General features: G+C 61.9%; 25 protein-coding genes and 1 pseudogene. 14 read left to right on the top strand and 12 right to left on the bottom strand.

Going from position 1 to position 24,459, the window contains the following annotated elements:
* Positions 1-48: 48 nt before the first annotated feature.
* Together LB577_RS30730 and LB577_RS30725 are read left to right on the top strand one after the other, a co-directional pair.
* A complete protein-coding gene (locus LB577_RS30730; protein WP_224690166.1) occupies positions 49-516 on the top strand; it encodes a DUF1203 domain-containing protein in 468 nt (155 codons plus the stop codon).
* A gap of 223 nt (positions 517-739) precedes the next feature.
* Positions 740-2,086 carry an IS5 family transposase gene (locus LB577_RS30725; RefSeq protein WP_224690165.1) on the top strand — a complete coding sequence of 449 codons (1,347 nt, stop codon included), beginning with the start codon at positions 740-742 and terminating at the stop codon, positions 2,084-2,086.
* 213 nt (positions 2,087-2,299) lie between these two features.
* Here LB577_RS30725 and LB577_RS30720 read toward each other — a convergent pair whose 3' ends face one another.
* Positions 2,300-3,574: an outer membrane protein gene (locus LB577_RS30720; protein WP_224690163.1), complete on the bottom strand. Its 1,275-nt coding sequence runs from the start codon at positions 3,572-3,574 to the stop codon at positions 2,300-2,302.
* Between the two features lie 213 nt (positions 3,575-3,787).
* Entirely contained in the window at positions 3,788-4,903 is a 1,116-nt protein-coding gene (gene ald / locus LB577_RS30715) for an alanine dehydrogenase (protein WP_224690162.1), read from the bottom strand.
* Between the two features lie 159 nt (positions 4,904-5,062).
* Between ald and LB577_RS30710 the strand changes: the two genes are divergently transcribed.
* Positions 5,063-5,536 carry an Lrp/AsnC family transcriptional regulator gene (locus tag LB577_RS30710; protein WP_013895662.1) on the top strand — a complete coding sequence of 158 codons (474 nt, stop codon included), beginning with the start codon at positions 5,063-5,065 and terminating at the stop codon, positions 5,534-5,536.
* 456 nt (positions 5,537-5,992) lie between these two features.
* Here the strand turns inward: LB577_RS30710 and LB577_RS30705 are convergent, their stop codons facing one another.
* Positions 5,993-6,643 (bottom strand): 5-formyltetrahydrofolate cyclo-ligase, encoded by a 651-nt coding sequence (locus LB577_RS30705; protein ID WP_224690160.1) that lies wholly within the window; start codon positions 6,641-6,643, stop codon positions 5,993-5,995.
* 163 nt (positions 6,644-6,806) lie between these two features.
* Between LB577_RS30705 and LB577_RS30700 the strand changes: the two genes are divergently transcribed.
* Complete coding sequence (locus tag LB577_RS30700) at positions 6,807-8,090, top strand: NAD(P)/FAD-dependent oxidoreductase (RefSeq protein WP_224690158.1); 1,284 nt, start codon at positions 6,807-6,809, stop codon at positions 8,088-8,090.
* A gap of 146 nt (positions 8,091-8,236) precedes the next feature.
* On the top strand, positions 8,237-10,216 hold the full coding sequence (locus LB577_RS30695) for a bifunctional 2',3'-cyclic-nucleotide 2'-phosphodiesterase/3'-nucleotidase (RefSeq protein ID WP_224690157.1): 1,980 nt from the start codon (positions 8,237-8,239) through the stop codon (positions 10,214-10,216).
* 54 nt (positions 10,217-10,270) lie between these two features.
* On the opposite strand, the gene LB577_RS30690 is transcribed toward LB577_RS30695, so the two are convergent.
* From LB577_RS30690 to LB577_RS33575, 4 genes and pseudogenes are all read right to left on the bottom strand, one after another.
* Positions 10,271-10,453: a hypothetical protein gene (locus LB577_RS30690; protein WP_224690156.1), complete on the bottom strand. Its 183-nt coding sequence runs from the start codon at positions 10,451-10,453 to the stop codon at positions 10,271-10,273.
* A gap of 238 nt (positions 10,454-10,691) precedes the next feature.
* Positions 10,692-11,522, bottom strand: a complete 831-nt coding sequence (locus LB577_RS30685; RefSeq protein WP_224690155.1) for an NmrA family NAD(P)-binding protein — start codon at positions 11,520-11,522, stop codon at positions 10,692-10,694.
* Positions 11,523-11,848: 326 nt separating this feature from the next.
* Entirely contained in the window at positions 11,849-13,105 is a 1,257-nt protein-coding gene (locus LB577_RS30680) for an SAM-dependent methyltransferase (RefSeq protein WP_031249682.1), read from the bottom strand.
* A gap of 100 nt (positions 13,106-13,205) precedes the next feature.
* Positions 13,206-13,319 (bottom strand): annotated as a pseudogene (locus tag LB577_RS33575) (hypothetical protein); the annotation flags it as partial.
* A gap of 94 nt (positions 13,320-13,413) precedes the next feature.
* On the opposite strand from LB577_RS33575, the gene LB577_RS33205 reads away from it, so the two are divergent.
* Together LB577_RS33205 and LB577_RS30675 are read left to right on the top strand one after the other, a co-directional pair.
* Positions 13,414-13,548 (top strand): hypothetical protein, encoded by a 135-nt coding sequence (locus LB577_RS33205; RefSeq protein ID WP_023768869.1) that lies wholly within the window; start codon positions 13,414-13,416, stop codon positions 13,546-13,548.
* 138 nt (positions 13,549-13,686) lie between these two features.
* On the top strand, positions 13,687-13,977 hold the full coding sequence (locus LB577_RS30675) for a Dabb family protein (protein WP_023768868.1): 291 nt from the start codon (positions 13,687-13,689) through the stop codon (positions 13,975-13,977).
* Here the strand turns inward: LB577_RS30675 and LB577_RS30670 are convergent.
* The 4 genes from LB577_RS30670 to LB577_RS30655 are packed head-to-tail and all read right to left on the bottom strand — an operon-like array spanning position 13,947 to position 18,373.
* Positions 13,947-14,915, bottom strand: coding sequence for a glycosyltransferase family 2 protein (locus tag LB577_RS30670; RefSeq protein WP_224690154.1), 969 nt, complete (start codon positions 14,913-14,915; stop codon positions 13,947-13,949). The genes LB577_RS30675 and LB577_RS30670 overlap by 31 nt on opposite strands.
* Positions 14,912-15,913, bottom strand: a complete 1,002-nt coding sequence (locus tag LB577_RS33355) for a GNAT family N-acetyltransferase (protein WP_224690153.1) — start codon at positions 15,911-15,913, stop codon at positions 14,912-14,914. Before LB577_RS33355 ends, LB577_RS30670 begins: the two co-directional genes overlap by 4 nt.
* Complete coding sequence (locus LB577_RS30660) at positions 15,906-16,883, bottom strand: hypothetical protein (RefSeq protein WP_224690151.1); 978 nt, start codon at positions 16,881-16,883, stop codon at positions 15,906-15,908. Before LB577_RS30660 ends, LB577_RS33355 begins: the two co-directional genes overlap by 8 nt.
* Positions 16,880-18,373, bottom strand: coding sequence for a glycosyltransferase family 4 protein (locus LB577_RS30655; RefSeq protein ID WP_224690150.1), 1,494 nt, complete (start codon positions 18,371-18,373; stop codon positions 16,880-16,882). The genes LB577_RS30660 and LB577_RS30655 overlap by 4 nt, the downstream gene beginning before the upstream one ends.
* Positions 18,374-18,417: 44 nt before the next feature.
* Between LB577_RS30655 and LB577_RS30650 the strand changes: the two genes are divergently transcribed.
* The 3 genes from LB577_RS30650 (at position 18,418) to LB577_RS30640 (ending at position 20,685) form a co-directional block, all read left to right on the top strand.
* A complete protein-coding gene (locus LB577_RS30650; protein WP_023768863.1) occupies positions 18,418-19,308 on the top strand; it encodes a VOC family protein in 891 nt (296 codons plus the stop codon).
* The gene (kdsA, locus tag LB577_RS30645) at positions 19,305-20,159 is read left to right on the top strand and encodes a 3-deoxy-8-phosphooctulonate synthase (RefSeq protein ID WP_031249678.1); all 855 of its coding nucleotides are present in this window, start codon (positions 19,305-19,307) and stop codon (positions 20,157-20,159) included. Before LB577_RS30650 ends, kdsA begins: the two co-directional genes overlap by 4 nt.
* A gap of 160 nt (positions 20,160-20,319) precedes the next feature.
* Positions 20,320-20,685 (top strand): PRC-barrel domain-containing protein, encoded by a 366-nt coding sequence (locus LB577_RS30640; protein ID WP_023768861.1) that lies wholly within the window; start codon positions 20,320-20,322, stop codon positions 20,683-20,685.
* An 80-nt stretch (positions 20,686-20,765) separates the two neighbouring features.
* Here the strand turns inward: LB577_RS30640 and LB577_RS33195 are convergent, their stop codons facing one another.
* Entirely contained in the window at positions 20,766-20,891 is a 126-nt protein-coding gene (locus LB577_RS33195) for a hypothetical protein (protein ID WP_084018256.1), read from the bottom strand.
* Between the two features lie 198 nt (positions 20,892-21,089).
* On the opposite strand from LB577_RS33195, the gene eno reads away from it, so the two are divergent.
* The 4 genes from eno to LB577_RS30620 form a co-directional block, all read left to right on the top strand.
* Positions 21,090-22,364, top strand: coding sequence for a phosphopyruvate hydratase (gene eno, locus LB577_RS30635; RefSeq protein WP_023768859.1), 1,275 nt, complete (start codon positions 21,090-21,092; stop codon positions 22,362-22,364).
* A gap of 224 nt (positions 22,365-22,588) precedes the next feature.
* Complete coding sequence (locus LB577_RS30630; protein ID WP_023768858.1) at positions 22,589-22,912, top strand: FtsB family cell division protein; 324 nt, start codon at positions 22,589-22,591, stop codon at positions 22,910-22,912.
* Positions 22,913-23,105: 193 nt separating this feature from the next.
* Positions 23,106-24,143 (top strand): pyruvate dehydrogenase (acetyl-transferring) E1 component subunit alpha, encoded by a 1,038-nt coding sequence (gene pdhA, locus LB577_RS30625; protein ID WP_224690149.1) that lies wholly within the window; start codon positions 23,106-23,108, stop codon positions 24,141-24,143.
* Positions 24,144-24,158: 15 nt separating this feature from the next.
* On the top strand, positions 24,159-24,459 hold a 301-nt coding region (locus LB577_RS30620), incomplete at its 3' end, for a biotin/lipoyl-containing protein (protein ID WP_318013568.1).

Raw genomic sequence — 24,459 nt, 5'->3', positions numbered from 1 at the left:
ATTGGCCCGAGCCGCTAATTTCCGGTCGACAACACCGGAGATTTCACCATGGCCATCCAGTTCCAAGCTCTGCCGACCGAAGACGTCAGACCCCTGCAGCGCGGCGGACCCGATGCCTACGGTCACACGCCCGAGCGGCGGATTTCCGACGGCGACGGCATGCCTTGCCGGCATTGCCTGAAGAACATCGCAGCCGGCGATACCTATCTCGTCCTGGCCTATCGGCCGTTCCCGAACCTTCAACCCTATGCCGAAACGGGGCCGATCTTCCTGCATGCCGAGGAATGCGAGCGCGCCGGCGAGGCGGGAACGCTTCCCGAGATTCTCGGGAGCCCGGACTATATCGTGCGTGGCTATGGCAGGGACGACCGCATCGTCTACGGCAGCGGCGGCGTTATCGCGACCGACGCGATCGCCGCACGGGCCGAGACCTTGTTCGAGCGCGACGAGATTGCCTACGTGCATGTCCGCTCGGCACGCAACAATTGCTATCAGTGCCGCATCGAGCGGGCCTGAGAGGTTCCGGCAGGAAATCCTGTCGTACTCCCGTCGTATAGTTAGTCGGCCGTGAACTATCCGCAAGCCATTGATTTGGCTTTTTGATCCGGGCCGATTGTGGCTTTGGAATTGCAGGATTAGCGGTATTTGGGGGCTGTTTTCCTGCAAATCGGTTTTGCGATTCCCTTGTGCTGCGGAGCGTGATTCACTCGGTTCGGCGGGCGAATCGAGGGGACGGCGAATGTCCAGGCCACGCGAGAGGCGCGAGACGGGAGAGCAGGACCTGTTCCGCTCCAGGCTCGATCAGATCATCAACATGAAGCACGAGCTGGTGCGGCTGGCGCAGGCGATCGACTGGCCGGTGCTGGAGGAGCGTTTCGGCGCCGTCTATTCGGACGGCTCCGGCATGCCGCCGCTGCCGACCCGGCTGATGGCGGGGCTGGCGGTCCTTAAGCACACCTTCAACCTGTCCGACGAGGTGCTGTGCGAGCGCTGGGTGGAGAACCCCTACTTCCAGTATCTCACCGGCGAGACGTTCTTCTGCCATACGCTGCCGTTCGACCGCTCCTCGATGACGCGCTGGCGCAGCCGCATGGGCGAAGAGCGGATCATGGCCCTGTTGCAGGAGAGCCTCAGCCTCGCGGTCAAGACCGGGGCGATGAAGCCGGCCGACACGCGCCAGGTGATCGTCGACACCACCGTGCAGCCGAAGAACGTCATGTTCCCGACCGACGCCAAGCTCATCCACCGGGCGCGCGAGCGGCTGGTGCGGCTGGCCAAGAGGAAGGGGCTCCATTTGCGCCAGAGCTATGTGCGGGTCTCCAAGCTGGCGCTGATCAGCCACCAGCGCTATGCCCACGCCAAGCAGTTCAAGCGGGGCAACAAGGCGCTGCGCAAGCTCAAGACCTATCTCGGCCGAACCATTCGCGACATCTCCCGCCAGATCGCCGGCGATGCAGGGCTGGATGCGCTCTTCAAATGGCCGCTCTACCAGGCCGCCACCGTTCTCGAGCAACGTCAGCGCCAGCGCGGCCGCAAGATCTACAGCCTGCACGCGCATGAGGTGGAATGCATCGGCAAGGGCAAGGCGCATATGCCTTACGAGTTCGGGGTGAAGGTGTCGGTGGCCACCACGCTGAAGCGCTCCAAGGGCGGCCAGTTCGCCCTGCATGCAAAAGCACTGCCCGGCAATCCCTATGACGGCCATACGCTTGCAAGCGTCATCCCCGACATGGAAAAGACCATCGGCAACGAGATCGGCCGCATTCTCGCCGACGCCGGCTATCGCGGCCACAACGCACCGCAGAGCCACAAGCTCAGGGTCTTCACCGCCGGCCAGAAACGCCGCGTCACCCCGGCCATCAAGCGCCAGATGCGCCGCCGCTCCGCCATCGAGCCAGTCATCGGCCACATCAAGGCCGAGCACCGGATGGGCCGCAACTACCTCGCCGGCCAGCACGGCGACGCCCTCAACGCCATCCTGGCCGCCGCCGGCTACAACTTCTCCCTCCTGCTCAGGTGGCTGAAGGATTTTTTGTCGCTCTTGATCGTCCTGCTTCAACTCCGGTCGAAGCAGTGCGCCGCTTAGGGCTCGGATTGTTCACGGTCGACTAGTTAAGCTAGAAGGCGATTGTCGATCGATTGGCCGACCGCGGATGAACCGGCGGCAATCTCGATATCGAGGAAGCGGGGCTTTGGCTCCGCTTTTTTGTTGCCTGCCCGTTGCCCAACTGTTTGCCGCACAACAAAAAAGCCCGCCGGCCAGGCCGACGGGCTTCGACTGTTTGCCTGGAGGGGCTACTTAGTTGAACTTGTACTTTGCGCCGATACGCACGGTCTGGAACGACGGGGTATCTTCGAGGACGCCGCCCGAGCCGAAATCTTCCTTCTGATACTGCGAATAGCGGTATTCGAGGCCGACGGTCATGTTGTTTGAAACAGCCGTTTCCAGACCACCGCCAACCGAGAAGCCACTGGAGCCCCAGTCGTAAATGTCTCCGCCGCCGACAGGCGAATCACCATGCAGTTTGAAATGCTGCCAGCTGTAGCCGCCGAGCACATAGGCCAGCGTCGAGTCGTTGACCTTGGCGCCGACGCGAGCCAGAGCGTCGAAACCATAGTCAGCATCGCCCTTGATGGAGAGAGGGGCAATATCCAACTTGGAACGGATACCAGAGTAACGAGCGTCGAGTTGGACACCGGCAACCCAGCTACCGAAATCCTGATCGTAGCCGACGCTTGCTTCGCCGAACACGCCTTCGCCACCAATGCCGTTCAACTCAACGGTGCTGGCGAGAGTAAGGTCATGCACCATCGTGCCGGCACCAAGCGCGCCGCCGACATAGAAGCCGGTCCAGTTGTAAGCCGGAGCGGCAAAGGAAGCGCCGCCACCGTTCTGCGCGCCAAAGCGATAGTTGGCGGCGATGTGGAAGGTGTGGGTCGATGGCTCCATGTTCAACGAAGCACCGCCGAGATCAAGAATCGACTTATCGCCGTAGTCCGCGTAGCGATATTCGGTCTTCAGAGTCCAGTTGCCGCGCAGCACGGTTTCCAAGCCGACGCCGAGCACATAGCCGCTGCGATTCTCGGCAAAATTCAGTCCCTCAGCAGAGCCTGATCCATCAAGCTTGAAATGCTGCCAGCTGTAGCCACCGAGCACATAGCCGAGCGTGCTGGGGTTCAGAAGATAGCCGGCGCGCACGCCGACGTCGAAGCCGTAAGAAGCGGTGAGGTCGATGTCCCCGCCTGGAACGCTGATCGACGGGCCGATATTGCCGCCGTTGGCATCGATAAAGCCGCCAAGCAGAAAGCGTTCCGAGACCATGTGGTCATAGCCGGCAGTCAGTTCGCCGAATACGCCATTGCCACCAATGCCGTTGAATTCGATCAGCGGATCAACGCTGACCTTATGCACGCTGGCGCCAAAGCCTCCGCCGATGCCGATATAGGCACCACTCCAGTTGAAACCGGACGCTTCGACCGGCTGAACCACATCAGCCGCATGCGCGGCCGACATCAAAGCCAATACGGAAACAGCACCAAGAAAAATAGATTTCGCAGAAACGCGAACAGTCATTGCCCAAACCCCTAATCAATAAGCCCGCAATCTTCCTAGCAGGGTGTCGGTCGCATGAGGAATGACAAATATGCAACAGTTGTAGGCAAACTCACACTTCCAACTGACCCCGATCTGCCCAGTAATCAAGTTTAGCGACCTGGATCGACCAATAAAAAGCCCGCCGGAGGGAACCGGCGGGCAACAATAGCAAGTTGACTTTTTCTGGGTGTATCAGGCGGCCAGAACGGCTTTCGGCTCGACCAGCTCGTAGCCGAGTGCCTCCGCGACCGCGCGGTTGGTGATCTTGCCCTTGTGGACATTGAGGCCGTTGCGCAGGTGATGGTCGTCGATGACAGCCTTCAGGCCCTTGTCTGCAAGCTGCAGGCCGTAGTGGAGTGTCGCGTTGTTGAGCGCATGGGCCGAGGTGACCGGCACCGCGCCCGGCATGTTGGCGACGCAATAGTGGATGACGCCGTCGACTTCGTAGGTGGGCTCGGCGTGGGTCGTCGCATGCGAGGTCTCGAAGCAGCCGCCCTGGTCGATGGCGACGTCGACCAGCACCGAGCCCTTCTTCATACCCGACAGCATCTCGCGGGTGACGAGCTTCGGCGCGGCGGCACCGGGGATCAGCACGGCGCCGACGACGATGTCGGCCGAGAAGCATTCCTCCTCGAGCGCTTCGACGGTCGAGTAGCGGGTATGGACGCGGCCGGTAAAAAGATCGTCGAGCTGGCGCAGGCGAGGGATCGAGCGGTCGATGATGGTGACATCGGCGCCAAGGCCAACCGCCATGCGAGCGGCATGCAGGCCGACGACGCCGCCGCCAAGCACGGTGACCTTGCCGGGCAGCACGCCGGGCACGCCGCCGAGCAGCACGCCGCGGCCGCCATTGGCCTTCTGCAGCGCCGTCGCGCCGGCCTGGATCGACAGGCGGCCGGCGACTTCCGACATCGGCGCCAGCAGCGGCAGGCCGCCACGGTCGTCGGTCACGGTTTCGTAGGCGATCGCCGTCACGCCCGAAGCGAGCAGGCCCTTGGTCTGCTCCGGGTCTGGAGCCAGGTGAAGATAGGTGTACAGGATCTGGCCGTCGCGCAGCTGCACCCACTCATTTGGCTGCGGCTCCTTGACCTTGACGATCATGTCCGACTTGGCGAACACGTCGGCGGCCGTCTTGGCGATGGTGGCGCCGGCGGCACGGTAGGCGTTGTCGTCGGCGCCGATGCCGGCGCCAGCGCCGGTCTCGACCAGCACTTCATGGCCATGGGCGACATATTCGCGAACCGCCCCGGGCGTGAGGCCGACGCGGTATTCGTGGTTCTTGATTTCCTTGGGGCAGCCGACGCGCATTTTTTCTTCTCCTGATCCGACCCCTTAGGGGCTCACTCCCTGTATGGGCAGAGTGAACCATGAATCGGCCTGCAGGTGTTTGCGAATGCGCTTGCGTGAACTGGCATGTTTCGATAATCGTTGCGCAAAACAGCTGGATTTTCGCAGGATTCACGAAAAATGCCGCTCGACAGGATCGATATCGCCATTCTCGAGAGTTTGCAGAAGGATGGCCGGATACCCAACGCGGCGCTTGCCGAAAAGGTTGGCCTGTCGCAATCCGCCTGTTCGCGCCGGCTTGATAATCTGGAGAAGTCCGGAACCATTCGCGGCTACCACGCCCGGCTTTCCAATGCAGCGCTCGGCCATCAGATGACGGCGATCGTGCATATATCGCTGTCAGGGCAGTTCGAGAAGACGCTGTCGGATTTCGAGGCGGCGATCAAGCGTTGCCCCAACGTGCTGTCCTGCCACCTGATGTCGGGCGAATATGACTACATCCTGCGCATCGCGGCGAAGGACCTCGTCGACTATGAGCGCATCCACAAGGAATGGCTGTCGGCCATGCCGCATGTGACCAAGATCAACTCGTCATTCGCCTTGCGTGAGATCGTCGATCGGACAGCCATGGGCATGAAGCCGGAAATGGCCTAGCGCCAAAGGCACACCCGGACGTCCTTGCCGACATAGCATGCGCCTTCGCGGCGAAGGTCGCCCCAATCTCCGGGTTCACCGTGCGTTGCCCGAACGTCCGAGTTCCCATAGCCTTCCCAAAGATCACCGTCCTTGTATACGACGGCCCAGTAATCCTTGGACATTTCACCGGCCCCGCTGTTCGTATCGGGATAGTCGATACCTGCAAAAACTTGCCGAGACCCCTGGATATTAAAACCGCCGCCCCTCTCGATTTGATAGGAGCATCTTCCGGATATGCGTGTCTGACCGTTAACAGCAAGCAGGCAGCGGCCCCATTTATAACCGCTCGGCAAACGATGCCGTGGTTGCGCATGCAAGGGCGAAACGGAAAACGCAATTGCAAGGGCAGCCGCTACAGTTCGTCCGATCATCGTGTCACTCGTCGTGAACCGGTTTCATTTCCCAAACAGGTTTTTACGCCTCCGTCACGACCCGATCCATCGGAATGTCGTGCGGCTGCGGATAGATGGTGGCGATGCGCTGCAGTTCGTAGCCGACGCCGATGACCAGCGGCTTGAATGGCATGGCGGCCAGCGTGCGGTCGAAGAAGCCGCCGCCATAGCCTAGGCGATATTTTGCCGGATCGATGCCGACGATCGGCGAGATGACGATGTCGGGCAGCACCGGATCGCCCTCGGCCGGAATCGGGATGTTCCAGACGCCCTTTTCCAGCCGGTCGCCCGGTTTGTAGGCGCGGAAGATCAGCGGCTGTCCTTTCTCGATGACGATAGGCAGCGCGGTGCGGCCGCCACGCTCGTTGACGGACGCCACCCATGGCCGCAAGTCCGGCTCGCCGCGAAACGGCCAGTAGAGGCTGACCATGCGCCCAGTGATGTCGCCGATGATCGCGTCGAGCCCATCCGCGATGCGTTGCGACATGGCCGTTCGCGCGTCGGCCGAAACCGCGAGCCGGGCGGTGATCAGCCGTTCGCGCTCGGCCTTGCGCCAGCGCCTCACATCCGTCCAGTCGGATAGCGGCACGCGGAACTCCGGGTCGAGTTCGTGCATGAAGCAGGGCGGCGAGGAATACTGCGCCGGACCCGGGTCGTCATGATCGTTGGCCATGCTTTACCTCATAGGCGTGTTCGATGACGCTATACCTCGCGACACGATACAACATGTGCATTCACGACATGGAACGACGAGTCCCGGGCACTGTCCTTCTGTTGCTGCATTGCACAAAAATACCTACATCTGGGCTAGTAATCTAGCTGTCAGGGTGAACGAAATGAGCCAAGCCAGCCATCATGTCGTCGTTGTCGGCGCGGGTTTCGGCGGCCTCGAATTCACCGGTGCGCTCGCCGGCGCCCCGGTGCGCATCACCATGATCGACAAGCGCAACCATCATCTGTTCCAGCCGCTGCTCTACCAGGTGGCGACGACGGCACTGGCGACCTCCGAGGTTGCCTGGCCGATCCGCCATCTCCTGCGCAAGCGCAAGGACGTGACGACGCTGCTCGCCAATGTCACTGGTGTCGACCGCGCCGGCAAGCGCGTGCTGCTCGATGACGGCAGCGCCGTCGCCTACGATACGCTGGTGCTCGCCACCGGCGCCCGCCACGCCTATTTCGGCCACGATGAATGGGAGCCGTTCGCTCCAGGCCTGAAGACGCTGGAGGACGCCACCACCATTCGGCGGCGCATTCTCCTGGCCTTCGAACAGGCCGAGCGGGAGACCGATCCCGCCAAACGCCAGGCGCTGCTGACCATCGCGATCGTTGGCGGTGGGCCGACCGGCGTGGAGCTGGCCGGTACCATCGTCGAACTGGCGCACGACACGCTGCGGGGCGAGTTCCGCAACATCGACACGCGGCAAACGCGCGTGGTGCTGATCGAGGCCGGTGACCGCATCCTGGCCAATTTCGCGCCAAAACTCTCCGATTACGCCAGCAAGGCGCTCGAACGGCTTGGCGTGACCGTCGAGCTTGGCCGGGCCGTGACGCGCTGCGACGCCGAAGGTGTTGTGTTTGGCGACAAGCAGCTGGCGGCCCGAACGATCCTGTGGGCAGCCGGCGTTGCCGATTCGCCAGCCGCCGAATGGCTGGGAGCGAAGGCGGACCGCGCGGGCAGGGTGCTCGTCGAGCCCGACCTCAGCGTGCCCGGCAGCCTCAGCGTGCCCGGCAGCCCCGAGATTTTCGTCATCGGCGACGCCGCGCTTGTGCTGCGGCCCGATGGACGGCCGGTACCCGGCGTGGCGCCTTCCGCCAAGCAGGAGGGCCGACATGTTGCGGCCACCATCAAGGCCAGGCTCGGTGGTGACACGGCAGCGCGTCCTTTCCGCTACAAGCATGCCGGCGATCTGGCGACGATCGGCAAACGCGCCGCCGCGATCGATTTCGGCTGGATCAAGCTCACGGGCTGGCTCGCCTGGTGGCTGTGGGGAATTGCGCACATCTATTTTTTGATCGGTTTCCGCAACCGGCTTGCGGTTTCCCTGAGCTGGCTATGGATCTACGCCACAGGCCAGCGCAGCGCCCGGCTGATCACCCAGGGCGACGACGACAAGACCTGATTTCTTCACTGCTCCCTTCATCCGCGCGTCATCTGTTGCTGATTGGCTGGCGCTCCAATGCGCGCGACTTCTTGAATGGACTTGAGCCGATTTCAGCGCGAAGTTCGCTTCGGGGCAGGGCTTGTTACGTCGAACTAGGAGAAAACATGTCGCAGCTGCTCCATCCCGTCTCTCGTCGTGGTCTCCTCGCGGGCGCCGCCGCCACAGGGGCGCTGATCATGCTACATCCCTTCTCCGCCCGCGCTCAAGCCAACCAGGCGCATCTTCGGATCATGGAAACCACCGACATCCATGTGAACGTGCTGCCTTATGATTACTACGCCGACAAAGCCAACGACACTATGGGCCTGTCGCGCACGGCATCGCTGATCGACGCGGTGCGCAAGGAAGCCGTCAATTCGATGCTGATCGACAATGGCGACCTGCTGCAGGGCAACCCGATGGGCGACTACATCGCCTATGAGAAGGGCCTGAAGGATGGCGATCTGCATCCGATCATGAAGGGCATGAACCTGCTCGGCTATGAGTGCTCGACGCTCGGCAACCACGAGTTCAACTATGGCCTGTCGTTCCTGGACAAGGTGCTGGCCGGCGCCAATTTTCCCTTCGTCTGCGCAAACCTGATCCGGGGCACCCAACTTGCCGCGAACCCTCGCAACGACAAGCTCTACCTCAAGCCCTATGTGATCCTCGACAGGAAGATCGAGGACGGTTCGGGCGCCGAGCACCCGATCAAGATCGGCATCATCGGTTTCGTGCCGCCGCAGATCATGGTCTGGGATCTCAAGAATCTCGAAGGCAACGTCAAGACGCGCGACATCGTCGAGACGGCCAAGGCCTGGGTGCCGCAGATGAAGGAGGAAGGCGCCGACATCGTCATCGCGCTCTCGCATTCCGGCATTGATGTGCAGCACGGCGACATGATGGAGAACGCCTCGTTCTTCGTCGCCGGCGTCGACGGCATCGACGCGGTGTTCACCGGTCACCAGCACCTGGTGTTCCCCGGCAAGAAGGATTTCCAGGCGCTCGAAGGCGTCGACACGCAAAAAGGCACGCTGCAGGGCAAACCCGCCGTCATGGGCGGTTTCTGGGGCTCGCATATGGGGCTGATCGACCTGATGCTGGAGCGCGACGGATCGAAATGGAAGGTTGTTTCGGCGACATCCGAGGCGCGGCCGATCTTCGAGCGCGTCGACAACAAGAACAAGCCGACTGTTCCCGACGACAAGCGTGTCATCGCCGCACTCAAACAGGACCATCAGGCGACCCTGGCCTATGTGCGCCGTCCCGTCGGCAAGACGTCCGCGCCGCTCTATTCCTATTTCGCGCTGGTCGCCGACGATCCGTCGGTGCAGGTCGTCAGCCAGGCGCAGACCTGGTACCTCAGGGACATTCTCAAGAGCACGCAGTGGAAGGATGTGCCGCTGCTGTCGGCCGCCGCACACTTCAAGGCCGGCGGGCGCAACGGCGCCGACTACTATACCGACGTGCCGGCCGGCGATATCGCCATCAAGAACGTCGCCGACCTCTATCTCTATCCCAACACCGTGCGGGCTGTCGAAATCACTGGCGCCGAGGTCAAGGAATGGCTGGAAATGTCGGCCGGCATCTTCAACCGGATCGAGCCGGGCAAGGCCGACCAGGCGCTCATCAACACCGACTTCCCGTCCTACAATTTCGATGTCATCGACGACGTCACCTACAAGATCGACCTGTCGCAGCCGCCGAAATACGACGCCAAGGGCGGCGTCGCGAATGCCGGCGCCAATCGCATCGCCGACTTGATGTTTGGTGGCAAACCAATTGATCCCAATCAGAAATTCGTCGTCGCCACCAACAATTACCGCGCCGGCGGCGGCGGCAATTTTCCCGACATCAATGCCTCGAAGATCATCTACGAGGCGCCGGACACCAATCGCGACGTCATCGTCCGCTATATCGTGAGCGAGGGCACGTTCAACCCGTCGGCCGACGGCAACTGGTCTTTCGCGCCGCTGCCCGGAACCAGCGTCGTCTTCGAGACCGGCGTCAAGGCCAAGGATTTCATCGCCGATGTGAAATCGCTGAAGATCGAACCGGCTGGCGAGGGCGAAGCCGGATTTGCCAGATATCGCATACTGCTCTGATACGGCCATTTGAGGCGTTCCAGGCCACGCCGCCATGTGCGGCGTGGAGCCATCTCACGGCCGCGTCCCGAAGCGCGCCTTGATCACGGGCATGACGAGATCCAGCGCATCCGTCGAAATGCCGCCGGAATAGCCGTCCGGCAACTGGTCGATGAGCTGTGGGTCGTCCAGTCCTTCCGAAAAGCCGCCGCCCGAATAAGGGCCGAGCAGGTACACCTGTGTATCGACGGCCTGCATGCGGTCGAGAAACCGGTTGGGGCCAACCCCACATCCATTTCGCGATATTGATCGGGATGAGCAATGTCCCCTGGCGGCAGGCATCCGGGACATAACCGCTCCAGCCCAATGCGGCGTATCGTGCGATGCACTGCGTGAGCGACGTGCGGCTCAGTGTATGCATGTCCGGCAGCGCCGCCTTGACCGCGGCAATCGGCTTGTCGCCGCCACAGACTGTCCCGGGCCTCGCATCGGGCGGTTATCGAGCACCCGCAGCGAGTTCCTCGAAAAAGACCTTTAGCGAACGCGGTTCATGCCCAAGTATCGCGCGTAGAGTCAGCGGATTACCGAGTAGGTTGTAGTGGTCGTAATGCTCGAACATAGTCCTTTGACCTGGACCAACTTCGCCGAGCACACCTGGATCACGGCGCTCCCTGATCTCCCGCCCGAGGACCTCACCCAATAGAGTGACCACATCGTGACGATTGTGCCACCCGGGCGCGCACAGCTCGAATGTGCCGTAAAGCAGACGATCCTCGGTTAGGGCAATAGCGGCGACCTCCGCGATATCACGATAGTCTACGAGAGAGAATCGGGTCTCGGCCGACCAGGGCTCGGCCAGCACGCCGGTTTCGATGACCTTCGGCCAGAATGCCTCATAATTCTGATAGAAGCGGGATGGGTGAAGGAAGGTGTATTCCAACTTCGAAGTCAGAATCGCTTCCTCGACCGGGGCTTTCGCTATGTGGTTGCCCAGCACGGAAAGTACGGGGTGGATGACAGACGAGAATACAAGCCGACGGACACCTGCGCGGATCGCGGCGTTGACCAAGCCTGTGCCGACTTCGGCTTCATCGGCCATGAACGCAGGCGCGATGTAGAACACAGCTTCGATATCTTTCAGAGCTGCGTCCAAGCTCGCCCGGTCCCGAAGGTCGCCGACAACCGTTTCCGCGGCACCATGCTCTCGTACTTTAGCAATTTCTTCCGGCTTTCGCACAAGGCCGCGCACACGGGCGTTGCGCTGGGCGAGAGCCGGGATGACATTGCCGGCAAATCGGCCGGCAGCGCCAACAGCAAGAATCGTCATCGTTATCTCCTGTGTTTTTTCTCGTCTCCTGAGGTTTCGCGTCCCTGGTCCAAGCTCACCTGCTCCAATAGATTGTTGTGCGCCCTAAGCCGTCAAGGCGATGACCGCTGCCGCTGCAGATCGAGCACGGTGGGTCGAGAGCTTAGCGTGGTCGGCGGTGACCTATTGCAGCGTCTTTTCAGGCCTCAGATGGGGCGCGGCGGCTTTTGGAGCCCGGCGACGGAAGTTTCAAAGCGCTTCGCCGGAAAAAGCGCATGGCGCTTTTCCTTGGGAATTCCGTAAAAACAAAGAGATAGGTCTCCGTTTCCGTGAAACGGTGAAATGCTCTAAGCCTTGTAGACCACCTGGCGCACGTCGATGTAGCTGGCACGAAAGCCGGCTTCGCAATAATGCAGGTAGAACTCCCACAGTTTCTTGAAGCGATCGTCGAAGCCGAGCGGCACGATCTTCTCCCACGATACCCAGAAGCGCTGCCGCCATTCGGCGAGCGTGCGCGCATAGTCATCGGGAAACACGCGCTCGCGCAGATGCGCAAGGCCGTGATCCTTGCCGAGCGCTTTCAGGATCGACGGCGTCGGCAGCATGCCGCCCGGGAACACATAGCGCTGGATGAAATCCGGCCTGGCACGATAGGTGTCATAGGCGGATTCGTTGATGGTGATGATCTGCAGGCCCGCGGTACCGCCGGGCTTCAGGCAGGCCTTCATCTTGCCGAAGAACACCGGCCAGTATTTCTCGCCGACCGCCTCGAACATTTCGATGGACGCAATGCGGTCGTAAGTGCCTGTTTCGTCGCGATAATCCTGCAATTTGATGTCGACCTTGTCGGCAAGTCCAGCCTTGGCGATGCGCGCCTTGGCGAAGTCGTGCTGCTCGCGGCTGATGGTCAGCCCGGTAACCCGGCAACCGATCTCGCGCGCGGCGAATTCGGCAAAGCCGCCCCAGCCGCAGCCGATCTCCAGCACGTGATCCTTGCGGCCGATGCCGATATCCTTGGCCAACGCCCGATATTTGGCGGCCTGCGCGCTCTCCAAATCGTTGGCGCCGTTGGCATAGAGCCCCGAGGAATAGGTCATGCTCGGGTCGAGCCACTCCTTGTAGAAGGCGTTGCCGAGGTCGTAATGCGCCGAGATATTGCGTTTCGAACCGGTGCGTGTGTTCTCGTTGAACCAGTGGCGGATGCGCTGGACCGTATTGATCAGCCAGCTCGCGCCGCCGGCGACCTTCTCGCCAAGGGCCGAGTTGACCACGAACAGTTCGAGGAAACTGGTCACATCAGGGCTTTCCCAGTCGCCGTCCATGTAGGATTCGGCAACGCCGATCGTGCCGCCGGAAAAGGCGCGGCCCGGCAGGCGCCAGTTCTTGAGCACCAGTTCGGCATCGGGACCTGGTCCCTTGCCGCCGACCAGGACGGAGCGCCCATCCGGCATCCTGACCTTCAGCGAACCGCGCGGCAGGTTCATCGCCGCCGACAGCACCAGGCGCGCCTTGGCCGGCAGGCCCTTGACGATCTCGGCGAAATTGAACTCGTCGAGCCTGACCGCTTCGGCAGGCATCGTGCCAGACTGTTCCTTGTGACCCATGTCCCGCCCCTGGACTTCCGCGATGCCGGCTGACAATTGCCGGTTCCGTTTCTTGCGGTTCATCGCCGGGTTCGGACGCCGTCGCCTGATCCGGGATCGGCTACGTACAGATCCGAACAAAAGCGTGCGCGCTCGACCAGAGCTTCGGCGCTTCCCAGTGAATCCCTGCGACAATCTTCCACGTCATCGCCGGGAACTTCAAGAGGCAAGCCGCGAGCTGGGCTGTGCCACGTGCGCACTCGTCTGGTGAATGTCGAACATATCAAAACGCCTATGGTCCACACCGTGCTTGTGCGATAGCTTTAGCCATGCGTTATGTAATCGTCATTGCCGCCATCGCATTCTTCCTGATCTGGGACGGCCTGTACAATCAGGGCCATTACCTCGACCTCTCGGTCAGGGAACTCAATCATGCCGTCCGCTATGTCACCGGCAAGGCCTGATACCTTCCAGAGGCAGTAGCCCGCGCTTGTGGGTGTGCGGCGGCCGAGGCGCGTCGCATGGACGCGTGGCGCCGTGAACGGTTGACGCGAGGAGACCGCCGTCACAAAAGACCCCGCATTCAGATCGAGGAGGCGGGATTGATCCGGCATATCGTTTTCTTCAGCGCGCGGCGCAAAGAGGATGTGGAGGCGGTGCGTACCGGGCTGCTGGCGCTGGGCAACATTCCCCATTCCAGTCTCTTCGAGGTAACCCTCAACACCAAGGTCGACCCGCTGTCCGACGAGATCGATGTCGTCGTCTATGCGGAGTTCGCTGACGACGCGGCGCTGGCCGCCTACAAGGCGCACCCGCTCTACGCGCAGACCACCAGCAAGGTCAGACCCTTGCGCGAATTGCGCTATTCCGCCGACGTCGTGGCCGGGAGCTGATCCAGGGCCTGTTCCAGCTGGTGCCTTTTTCGACGCCCCCTGAAATAGCCAGGCAGCACATGAAGGCCACCAGGCAGATTGTCGGCCTTCCGCCAGGCCTGCAGTTCGGCCAGCACGACGCTGAAATGGCCCTGCATGGCTGCTTTCAGCGCGCCGCGCACCGTCAGATAGCTGAGGATCGACCCGTAGCCGCTTGATCGGTAATCGGGACAGCGGCCGACGAAATCATCCAGCCCCTTGATATAACCGGCATGGGTGCGCGAGATCGAGTTCGCCGACCGGTATTTGAGGACGTCGGTGGCCGTGCCGAAGGCGATGCGATGCTGTCTCGCCAGCCGCAGCAGCAACTCCCGGTCCTGATGGCGGCGCAGGTCCGGATCGTAGCCCCCCACCGCGTCAAAGGCCGCGCGGCGAACCGTGACGGTCGAGTTGGTCAGCGGAATGCAATGGCAGAGCAGAAGCTGCCGCAGTGTCTCGCTATCGGGGGTAAGGCGGGGCAATCGGTGTATTCGTTCGCCGCGGTCCGAAATGTCGCTGAAGCCGTCGATGGTACAGGCGATGTCGGGGTTCTCGTCGAAGAATGTGATCAGCCTGTCCACACGCCCGGGGCGGAAGGCGTCGTCCGAATCTAGAAAAGCGATGAGCGGTGCACTGGACAATGCCGCTCCCTGGTTGCGAGCTTGGTTGGCACCGGCTGCCACCGGTATGCGGCGCCATTTCAGGCGCACATCGTCGAGCGAGGCCAGATAGCTTTCGGTGCTGTCCGTCGATCCGTCATCTATCACCACCAGTTCGATATCGGTTCGCGCGGTGCAAAGTACGGATGCCAGCGTGCGCGGCAGGCTTTCACGGCGATTGCGGGCAGGCACGACCACGGCAAGACGAGGCGTGGCGACAAGGCCCGCTTCCATCGCAAGATTGGTCGGCAGGACTGTCATGGCCGGAACTCGTGCATGGTGGTGCGGGTGCAGCCGAAGTCCGCCTTGAAGGGTTCGTCGCCGATGGTGAAATCGAAGGCTTTGCCGCCCTCGGCGGCCCAGGCCGCCATGACCTGGTCAAGCGCCACGCGGCCCGGAGAATGGCGCGCATGGGCGCGATAGTCGCAGGCCAGCAGGATGTAGCGAAAGCAGTCGCCGTCGACCAAGCCGAAGACAATAGCGACCGGACCATCCTTCGAAGCGAGGCGATAGGTTCGTGCAAGGCCGGAGCATGCGCCGTTCGTAGCGACATCGATGTAGAATTCGAGGCCGTGCGGCGTTTGCATCGGATCATCCGGGAAGCGCCCGGCGCGGAAGTCGCGCGCTGCAACCAGGGCCTGACGCACACTGTCGGGCCCGACCAGCTCCAGCTTCAGCCCGCCAGCTTCGGCAAGCCTGCGCGCCTTGCGGTCGAGGCTTCCGGCGCCGCGACAGCCAAGGTTGGTCCTGCGCCATTCGGCATAGGGAAAGCCGTAGCGTACGGCATGCGCGCCGAAATCGAGCGCAGACGGCTCGGAGCCCAGCAACTGGTGCCATTGATGCAGATGGTTGTGATGAACAGGTCCAATTCTCAAATCCGCATGGTGCCCAAGGACATCACGAAAATGCCGCCTGGTTTGTACGCCGACTGTTACGCCCCTGGCCACGATCGGACAGGCGTAATCGGTGACGCCCAGGAAGGCATATTCGATCGCCCGATCGCCGCGCCGCACCAGCGGAACCACCAGTTGGAGTTCGCCGTCGCTGTCGCGGCCGGTGATCACCAGCGGCTCGGCGCTATGCGCCGGAGCGATGTTGCGATAGAAAGCCGTGAGCCAGTCAGGATGTTGGAAGGCCGATGCCGATGCGCCGCAGAACAGCCGCCGGTATTCCACCGAGCCGAAATCGAAGCTGTCGGCCGCCTCGATCACGATCGGCCGATCCGAGATCGGATGTCCTGGCGCGGCGCGGTCAAGCACGCTTCAGCCCGGTGAAAAGTCTCCTGAACGCCTGCTGCGGGAGAAGGGCGGGGTCGTCGAGGCCGATGCGGCCGCCGGCCGGCAGGTCCACGTCCCGCAAGGCGGCGTACAGCCTGTCTTCCGAAAGCTTCTGGGTTTCCACGCGCTCGGGGTGCGTTTCCCGATAGATCGTGCCGTAGGAGCCGTGCGCCGGATTGGTGTTGATCTCGAAGATTTGCGGACACCCGTCGACCAGCGAGAAGTCGGCGCGCCCATAATCGATGCCGGCGAGGTCGAATGCCCTGCGAAGCACGTCTTCATACAGGTTGCCGACGACGAACCGGCGCTCGTTTTCGACGAATGTCGCCAACATGGGATGGGCAAGCAGACGCTGCTTGTCCTGCACGTCCTTGGCCGCCCAGCGGAAATCGACGACTTTGTGATGGGCGATCAGCCGATCGCCGACGCGATAGGTGGCAAAGCGCTGCCAGACGCCGGGGCTGACCTCCTGGCCGGCATACTCGATCACCAGCTTGCCGGCCAGCGGTATGCCGTTCGCTTTCATCCGGCCCAGCGCCGCCTCGAGCGCCGGCTGGTCCGCAATCAGCTCGAAGTCCGCGGAAAGGTGATCGAATTCGTTGCGGATGAATACCGGAAAAGCGTTCGGACGCGGCTGGCTTTCGCAACGCCAGGCCGAGAAGCAGTTGATGCCGGCCGCGTGCAGGGCTTTCAGCAAATCATGACGCCCAAGCACACGGGCGGGATGATTGAGAACACGTGCCCCGCCGCGCTCGAGCCGATTGGCGACCCCGGCGGCCAATGCGATCTCGAAGTGCGAAAGCCGCTCGTGATCCGTGAAGACCCAGGTGCCGGAGCGCAGCTCCTTCTGCCGAAAGAGGCGCTCGTAGCTCCAGTGGCGTGCGTTGCCCAACTGGCGGATCAGATGGCGAACGGTGTAGCCGTGGCTGCGCGTGGTGACGAAGTTGATCAAGCGCCATCCGGCGAGCCGCCGTCCTCCTGCAAGGTGAGAACGCCGGCCGGCTGCCGTGATCCGTTCACCGAGCCTGCGAGGACCGAAGCATAAAGGGCAAGGTTGAGCGCCACCGCCGAATCCAGCGAGAAATCCCGCACGCGCCGACGCCCTCGCGCGATGAGGGTGTTCCTTTCCTCGCTATCGGCAAGCAACCGAAGCGTCAGGTCGGCGAGCCCTTCGCGCCGTCCTTCCGAAACCAGCGCCAATGCCTCTGGACGACCGGCGACGTCGGTCACGCCGCCGACGCCATAGGCGACCACCGGTACTTCCGCCGCCATCGCTTCGAGCAGGACGCTGCCGAATACTTCGCGCCGGGAGGGCAGGATCATGACGTCGGAGATCTTGAGTGCCTTCTTGACCTCGGCTGGCGAGACGAATCCGGTGATTGCCCACCAGCCTGGCCTGGAGATCGCGGCGAGCGCCGCTTCAAGCTTTCGGCGGTCGGGACCGTCCCCGCAGATCAGCAGGAACACATTTTTCCCTGACAGGCGCTCGACGAGCGCGGGCAGGTCCTGCCAACCCTTTTCACCGCTGATGCGGCCGATAAAGCTGACGATTGGCCGTTCGTCCGGGATGCCGTGCTCACGGCGAAAGGCCCGAAGCAACCCAGGTGCGACTGGACGGCGGAACGCTTCGACATCGACCGCATCGGGGATCACCTCGATGCGCGAGGCATCGAGCCCCAGCTCCGAGGCCGCGCTCCTGCCATATGTATCGGTGAGCACGACGACCCGATCGGCCGACCTCAAAGCCAGGCGCTCAAGCCACCGGGTGACGTCGTAAGATTTGCCCTTGAGCCGAAGCGCACTCTGGAGCCCGGACCAGAGCGGCGTGTTCATCGAAACGACGAGGGGTATCCTCAGCCTGCCGACAATGACGGCGATGATCCTGCACCAGACCGAGTGGTTGAAATGGATGTGGACCACATCGTAGCGGCGTCGGGCTCGAAGAAGCTCCGGGATCGCGCCCAGAAACCAGCTGAAGCAGAGCATCGGCCCGGCCAGGAACTCGGGCAGCCGGAAGCCTGTGCATGTCACCCGCATGGTCGCGGATATCCGCACATGCCTTGGGCTGCCTGGAATGTAGCTGGTCAGAACCGTCTGGGTCGCGCCGGCCTTGTCCATGGCTTGTGCGATCGTCCATGTCTGGTTCTGCAATCCGCCGACAGGATCGAACGCGATCGGCCAGTTGCCTGGTCGATAGAAATGCGGTGTGATCCGCAAGATCCTGAGCATGCCGTTGCCCGCCATTCGTCGTTCCAGCCATGCACGCAGGGCAATGGGCGCCATTCGACGTCGAATCGCGACGTCACGACAGTCGTCCAAGACGGAATTCGCAGCATCCCCCATGCGGGGGATATCCTTACGTGAAATACTTTCGCTGCAGAAGAGAAAAGCGGGCGGCCATTTCTGGTGGTTTTTGCCATGCTCTGGCGCCAGGGCGCGCAATCACGTCTTGAACGGCTATACGGAATGATGCACATCGCGCCTGCATGACCCGTTCCACAGCCGCCGGAATTCATCCGCTCGACCATCTGGTGCTGCCGACGCGGAGCCTCGACATGGCGCGCGCCCGGCTCACTGCGCTGGGCTTCGTCGTCGCTCCCACCGGCATCCATCCCTTTGGAACGGAGAATTGCTGCGTTTTCCTCGCCGACGGCACCTATCTGGAGCCGCTCGCGATCGGCAGCGAACAAATAGCATTTGACGCGGCCGCCGAGGGCAATGCCTTCGTCACCCGCGACCGCATCTATCGCGACAGCCGCGGCGACGAGGGGTTTTCTGCGGTGGTTCTGGGCACCGACAATGCCGATGCCGACCACGCGCGCTATGTGGAAACCGGCCTCTCGGCGGGCGACACGCTGAGCTTTTCGCGCGCTTTCACCGACACGGCGGGCAAAAGCGATACCGCGTCATTCAAGCTCGCCTTTGCTTCGAGCCGCGGCGCAAAGGATGCTTTTCTTTTTGCCTGCCAGCGGATCAACGCACCGAAAGTGGATCGCGCGGCCTTGCAGGCCCACCCCAATGGGGCCACCGGCATTGTGGAAGTGGTGGCGGTCAGCGACCGACCTGACGAGCAGCGTCGCCTGATCTCCGTGGCGGTGGACGATCCCGCCGCCATTGGGCAGGAGGGTGCGTTCCGCCTGCCGAATGCAGTTTTGAACGTCCTCGATCCCGCGTCTTTCACTGCCCGCTTCGGCATTCCGGCTGGCATGCCCACCGAACTTCGGTTCGCCGCGGTCGTCTTTGCGGTCCGCGATGCCGATGCCGTTTCAAGGCTGCTTGCAGCCAACGCCGTCCCGCACGATATAGCGGGCAATGATATTGTCGTGCAGCCGGCATCAGGCCAGGGCGCGGCTTTCATCTTCCGGGAGATCCCATGAACAAGCCCCCCAATTCGATGGCGCCCAATTCGGCGGTAACCGTCGGCAACGTCGTTTTCGACAACAACGCGGCCTTGGCGCTGATCGCCGGACCGTGCCAATTTGAATCGCGTCAGCATGCTTTCGACATGGCCGGTGCGCTCAAGGAATTGACCGGCAAGCTCGGCATAGGCCTCGTCTACAAGACCAGTTACGACAAGGCCAACCGCACCTCGCTGTCGGCGACGCGCGGCGCCGGCATGGAGGCAGCACTCCCTGTCTTCGACGAACTGCGCAAGGAATTCTCGCTTCCCGTGCTGACCGATGTCCACACCGAGGAGCAGTGTGCCATCGTCGCGCCGCATGTCGATGTGTTGCAGATTCCGGCCTTCCTGTCGCGCCAGACCGATATGCTGGTCGCCGCCGCCAGAACCGGCAAGGTGATCAACGTCAAGAAGGGGCAGTTCCTCGCGCCCTGGGACATGAAGAACGTGGTCGCCAAGATCACCGGTTCCGGCAACCCCAACGTCTTGACCACCGAGCGCGGCGCCTCGTTCGGCTACAACACGCTGGTGTCCGATATGCGTGCTCTGCCCATCATGGCTGAGATCGGCGCGCCGGTGATCTTCGATGCCACGCATTCGGTGCAGCAGCCGGGCGGGCAGGGCGGGTCTTCGGGTGGCGAGCGGCGTTTCGTCGAGACCTTGGCCCGCGCGGCGGTTGCTGTCGGCGTTGCCGGCGTCTTCATCGAGACCCACCAGGATCCGGACAATTCGACCTCTTCCGACGGCCCCAACATGGTGCCGCTGAAGGACATGCCGGCACTCCTGGAGCGTTTGATGGCGTTCGACCGCATCGCCAAGGGTCGCTGAGGCGGCGCTTCTCGTCGGTGGCAAGATTGCTGCCTATCGCGTCAACATGAAGGTGACCTTCATTCTCGCGGAGTGATCGGCCGACACCGTAAAAACCCGGGAACTTTCGCCCGCCTCCGTCATTGTCGAAGCAGAGTTTGACGACAATGAGGAGCACATCATGACAACTCAAACAGGCCACACCCAAGCCATTGCCGCTTCGCGAGTCATCGGCACGACAGTTTACAATACCGCGGGCGACAGCATCGGCAGCATCGAGGACGTCATGCTCGACAAGACCTCGAACGGCATCATGTTCGCAGTCATCGGTTTTGGCGGCTTTCTCGGCATGGGCGAGAAGTATCATGCCATTCCTTGGGCAAGTCTCGATTATGATCAGGACAAGGGCGGCTATGTCGTGCCCTTCTCCAAGGAACAGCTGAAAGCAGCGCCCGCCTATTCGATCGATGAATTGACCGGCGAGGATGGCGAGCGCGCGCGCGACGCATCCTACGAGTATTACAACGTCAAGCCATACTGGCACTGATGTGACAAAAAGGGCCTCGCTTCGGCGGGGCCCTTTTTCGATTCAACGCAATGCCTGATGGGCTTACCGGGCCTTCGGAACTATTGGTTGATGCTCAAGGCCGGCAAAGGCGCGACTGCCTTTGGCGGTGACTGCTGGTTGTCGCACGACGTCAGGAACGCCGCCGCGATCAGGAACAAACTCACGATACCGCTCAACTCGGACATGGCGAAACTCCTCCTGTTTCGCCCCGCGCTTCGAAACCATATCTCGAAACGCGCGTCTGACAGCATGACTTATGATGACAGAAATTTGCGCTTCGTGAATCAGGCGGGCCGCACTATTTGGCCATGGCCCGATTGCCTTTTGCGGCGCTTTGGCTAAGACGGGCGCGACCTTTCTTCATATCAATCGGGGACATCGCAATGACCGCCATCGTCGATATTGTCGGGCGTGAAATCCTGGACAGCCGTGGAAATCCAACCGTCGAGGTCGACGTCGTGCTCGAAGACGGCTCGATGGGCCGCGCCGCGGTGCCGTCTGGCGCATCGACCGGCGCCCATGAGGCCGTCGAACTGCGCGACGGCGGCGCCCGTTATCTCGGCAAAGGCGTGCTCAAGGCCGTGGAAGCGGTCAATGGCGAGCTGTTCGAGGCGATCGGCGGCATGGAAGCCGAAAACCAGATCCACATCGACCAGACCATGATCGAACTCGACGGCACGCCCAACAAGAGCCGACTCGGCGCCAACGCCATCCTCGGCGTGTCGCTGGCGGTTGCGAAGGCGGCGGCCGATGCCTCCGGCCTGCCGCTCTACCGTTATGTCGGCGGGACCAAGGCGCACATCCTGCCGGTGCCGATGATGAACATCATCAACGGCGGCGCGCATGCCGACAATCCGATCGATTTCCAGGAATTCATGATCCTGCCGATCGGCGCGCCGACGCTGCGCGAAGGCGTGCGCTGGGGCTCGGAAATCTTCCACACGCTCAGGAAGAAGCTGAAGGACGCCGGCCACAACACCAATGTCGGCGACGAGGGCGGCTTTGCCCCGAACCTGAAGAGCGCGCCGGTGGCACTCGATTTCATCATGGAATCGATCGAGAAAGCCGGCTTCAAGCCGGGCGAGGAGATCGCGCTCGGCCTCGACTGCGCCGCGACCGAGTTCTTCAAGGACGGCAATTACGTCTATGAGGGCGAGAAGAAGACGCGCGATCCCAAGGCACAGGCCAAGTATCTCGCCAAGCTCGCCGCCGACTATCCGATCATCTCGATCGAGGACGGCCTTGCCGAGGACGACTGGGAAGGCTGGAAGTACCTGACGGACCTGATCGGCAAGAAGACGCAACTGGTCGGCGACGACCTGTTCGTCACCAATACGGCGCGGCTGCGCGACGGCATCCGCATGGGCGTTGCCAATTCGATCCTGGTCAAGGTCAACCAGATCGGCTCGTTGACGGAAACGCTCGACGCCGTCGAGACCGCGCACAAGGCCGGCTACACCGCCGTCATGTCGCACCGCTCCGGTGAAACCGAGGACTCGACCATCGCCGATCTCGCTGTCGCCACCAACTGCGGACAGATCAAGACGGGTTCGCTGTCGCGCTCGGACCGCATGGCCAAGTACAACCAGCTGATCCGCATCGAGGAAGAGCTCGGCAAGCAGGCGCGCTACGCCGGCAAGTCGGTCGTTAAGGGCTGATCCGGAACGCGCGGGTCCGCGATATCTGGGAAAGGGCGGGATTATTCCCGCCCTTTTTCATTTGGGCACGTCCTAATGCATGTCGCCCAAAACTGAACTCGGTTTTGGGAGAACGACATGCATAAAACAAAGGGCTAAAGCGGCTGTCCGTAACCGTCCGTTAAGCACAATCGGGCGAAAAAGACAGTGAGCCGCCTGAGTTCGCGGCCGCGAGGGAACGGGCGATGTGGACGCGTCAGCACAAGCAGAGAAACACCGGCCGGCTGATCATCCCTTCGCTTTGCGTGGTGTTCCTGGCCTATTTCGGCTTCCACGCCTATCACGGTGAATTCGGCATCAATTCGAAATATCAGCTCGAGGCCCAGACGGTCGCGCTGCAAGCGCAGCTCGATGCCGTCAAGGCGCGCCGCATGGAGCTGGAGCGTCGCGTTCGGCTCATGCATGACGGCACGCTGGAGAAAGATATGCTCGACGAGCAGGCGCGCAAAGCGCTCAACCTGTCCCAGCCTGATGAAATCACCATCATGCTGCCGGCCTCATCCAAATAACGGACTTTCAGTTAATCACCAATATTTTCAATGATTTTAACCGGTTAGGCGCATGCCAGCTATGCAAATTCGTCATGGCGCAACGCTGTAACGCGTGTTAGCCTCCCATAAATCGATGGGGAGGCTGATCTCCCCGGGAGCAGATTTCCTCTAGCTCCAATGTCCGCAAAGAGACGCCAACAGGGAGTGATGCATGGCCACCGCAGCCAGAATAGCGCCTGCCAAATCGAAATCCGACGGCAAATCGGGGCTTTCAGCACCCAAGCCTGCTGAATTCACCAAGGACGAAGAGCTTGCCGCCTATCGGCACATGCTGCTCATCCGCCGCTTCGAGGAAAAGGCCGGCCAGCTCTACGGCATGGGCTTCATCGGCGGCTTCTGCCATCTCTATATCGGCCAGGAAGCCGTCGTCACCGGCATGAAGATGGCTCTGATCGACGGCGACCAGATGATCACCGCCTATCGCGATCACGGCCACATGCTGGCGATGGAGCTTTCGCCGCGCGGTGTCATGGCCGAGCTGACCGGACGCCGCGGCGGCCTTTCCAGGGGCAAGGGCGGCTCCATGCACATGTTCTCCAAGGAGAAGCATTTTTACGGCGGCCACGGCATTGTCGGCGCGCAGGTGTCTCTGGGCACGGGCCTCGCCTTCGCCAACCGCTATCGCGAAAACAACAATGTCTCGCTGACTTATTTCGGTGATGGCGCCGCCAACCAGGGCCAGGTCTATGAAAGCTTCAACATGGCCTCGCTGTGGAAGCTGCCGGTGATCTACATCATCGAGAACAACCGTTACGCCATGGGCACCTCGGTATCGCGCTCGTCGGCGGAAACCAATTTTTCGCATCGCGGCGCTTCATTCAAGATCCCGGGCATCCAAGTCGACGGCATGGATGTGCGGGCGGTCAAGTCCGCCGGCGACCAGGCGACCGAATGGTGCCGTGCCGGCAACGGGCCGATCATTCTGGAAATGCAGACCTATCGCTATCGCGGTCACTCGATGTCCGACCCGGCGAAATACCGCTCCAAGGAAGAAGTCCAGAAGATGCGCTCCGACCATGACCCGATCGAACAGGTCAAGGCGCGGTTGACGCAGAAGAAGTGGGCGACCGAGGACGAATTGAAGGCCATCGACAAGGAGGTTCGCGACGTCGTCGCCGACGCCGCCGAGTTTGCCCAGAACGATGCAGAGCCGGATCCGTCCGAGCTCTGGACCGATATCGTATTGTAAGGGAGGGCGAGGAACATGCCGATCGAAATTCTCATGCCCGCTCTCTCGCCGACCATGGAAGAGGGCAATCTTTCCAAATGGTTGAAGAACGAGGGCGACAAGGTCGTCGCCGGCGACGTCATCGCCGAGATCGAAACCGACAAGGCGACGATGGAAGTCGAAGCCGTCGATGAAGGCACGATTGGAAAGCTCCTGATCGCCGCCGGCACCGAAGGCGTCAAGGTCAACACACCGATCGCAGTTTTGCTGCAGGACGGCGAAAGCGCCAGCGCCATTAGCTCCCCCTCTGATGGGGGAGGTCGCGCCGCCGGCGCGG

It is taken from the genome of Mesorhizobium sp. B283B1A, assembly GCF_020165735.1.
Lineage (GTDB): Bacteria > Pseudomonadota > Alphaproteobacteria > Rhizobiales > Rhizobiaceae > Mesorhizobium > Mesorhizobium opportunistum.
The sequence above is the reverse complement of the archived record's forward strand: the minus strand, read 5'-3'. Positions and strand labels throughout refer to the sequence as shown.

What these genes read in the sequence shown, in the direction of transcription:
- LB577_RS30730 (WP_224690166.1), top strand. Translation starts at nt 49, where the DNA reads ATGGCCATCCAGTTCCAAGCTCTGCCGACCGAAGACGTCAGACCCCTG.
- LB577_RS30725 (WP_224690165.1), top strand. Translation starts at nt 740, where the DNA reads ATGTCCAGGCCACGCGAGAGGCGCGAGACGGGAGAGCAGGACCTGTTC.
- LB577_RS30720 (WP_224690163.1), bottom strand. Translation starts at nt 3,574, where the DNA reads ATGACTGTTCGCGTTTCTGCGAAATCTATTTTTCTTGGTGCTGTTTCC.
- ald (WP_224690162.1), bottom strand. Translation starts at nt 4,903, where the DNA reads ATGCGCGTCGGCTGCCCCAAGGAAATCAAGAACCACGAATACCGCGTC.
- LB577_RS30710 (WP_013895662.1), top strand. Translation starts at nt 5,063, where the DNA reads ATGCCGCTCGACAGGATCGATATCGCCATTCTCGAGAGTTTGCAGAAG.
- LB577_RS30705 (WP_224690160.1), bottom strand. Translation starts at nt 6,643, where the DNA reads ATGGCCAACGATCATGACGACCCGGGTCCGGCGCAGTATTCCTCGCCG.
- LB577_RS30700 (WP_224690158.1), top strand. Translation starts at nt 6,807, where the DNA reads ATGAGCCAAGCCAGCCATCATGTCGTCGTTGTCGGCGCGGGTTTCGGC.
- LB577_RS30695 (WP_224690157.1), top strand. Translation starts at nt 8,237, where the DNA reads ATGTCGCAGCTGCTCCATCCCGTCTCTCGTCGTGGTCTCCTCGCGGGC.
- LB577_RS30690 (WP_224690156.1), bottom strand. Translation starts at nt 10,453, where the DNA reads ATGCAGGCCGTCGATACACAGGTGTACCTGCTCGGCCCTTATTCGGGC.
- LB577_RS30685 (WP_224690155.1), bottom strand. Translation starts at nt 11,522, where the DNA reads ATGACGATTCTTGCTGTTGGCGCTGCCGGCCGATTTGCCGGCAATGTC.
- LB577_RS30680 (WP_031249682.1), bottom strand. Translation starts at nt 13,105, where the DNA reads ATGGGTCACAAGGAACAGTCTGGCACGATGCCTGCCGAAGCGGTCAGG.
- LB577_RS33205 (WP_023768869.1), top strand. Translation starts at nt 13,414, where the DNA reads ATGCGTTATGTAATCGTCATTGCCGCCATCGCATTCTTCCTGATCTGG.
- LB577_RS30670 (WP_224690154.1), bottom strand. Translation starts at nt 14,915, where the DNA reads ATGACAGTCCTGCCGACCAATCTTGCGATGGAAGCGGGCCTTGTCGCC.
- LB577_RS30650 (WP_023768863.1), top strand. Translation starts at nt 18,418, where the DNA reads ATGACCCGTTCCACAGCCGCCGGAATTCATCCGCTCGACCATCTGGTG.
- kdsA (WP_031249678.1), top strand. Translation starts at nt 19,305, where the DNA reads ATGAACAAGCCCCCCAATTCGATGGCGCCCAATTCGGCGGTAACCGTC.
- LB577_RS30640 (WP_023768861.1), top strand. Translation starts at nt 20,320, where the DNA reads ATGACAACTCAAACAGGCCACACCCAAGCCATTGCCGCTTCGCGAGTC.
- LB577_RS33195 (WP_084018256.1), bottom strand. Translation starts at nt 20,891, where the DNA reads ATGTCCGAGTTGAGCGGTATCGTGAGTTTGTTCCTGATCGCGGCGGCG.
- eno (WP_023768859.1), top strand. Translation starts at nt 21,090, where the DNA reads ATGACCGCCATCGTCGATATTGTCGGGCGTGAAATCCTGGACAGCCGT.
- LB577_RS30630 (WP_023768858.1), top strand. Translation starts at nt 22,589, where the DNA reads ATGTGGACGCGTCAGCACAAGCAGAGAAACACCGGCCGGCTGATCATC.
- pdhA (WP_224690149.1), top strand. Translation starts at nt 23,106, where the DNA reads ATGGCCACCGCAGCCAGAATAGCGCCTGCCAAATCGAAATCCGACGGC.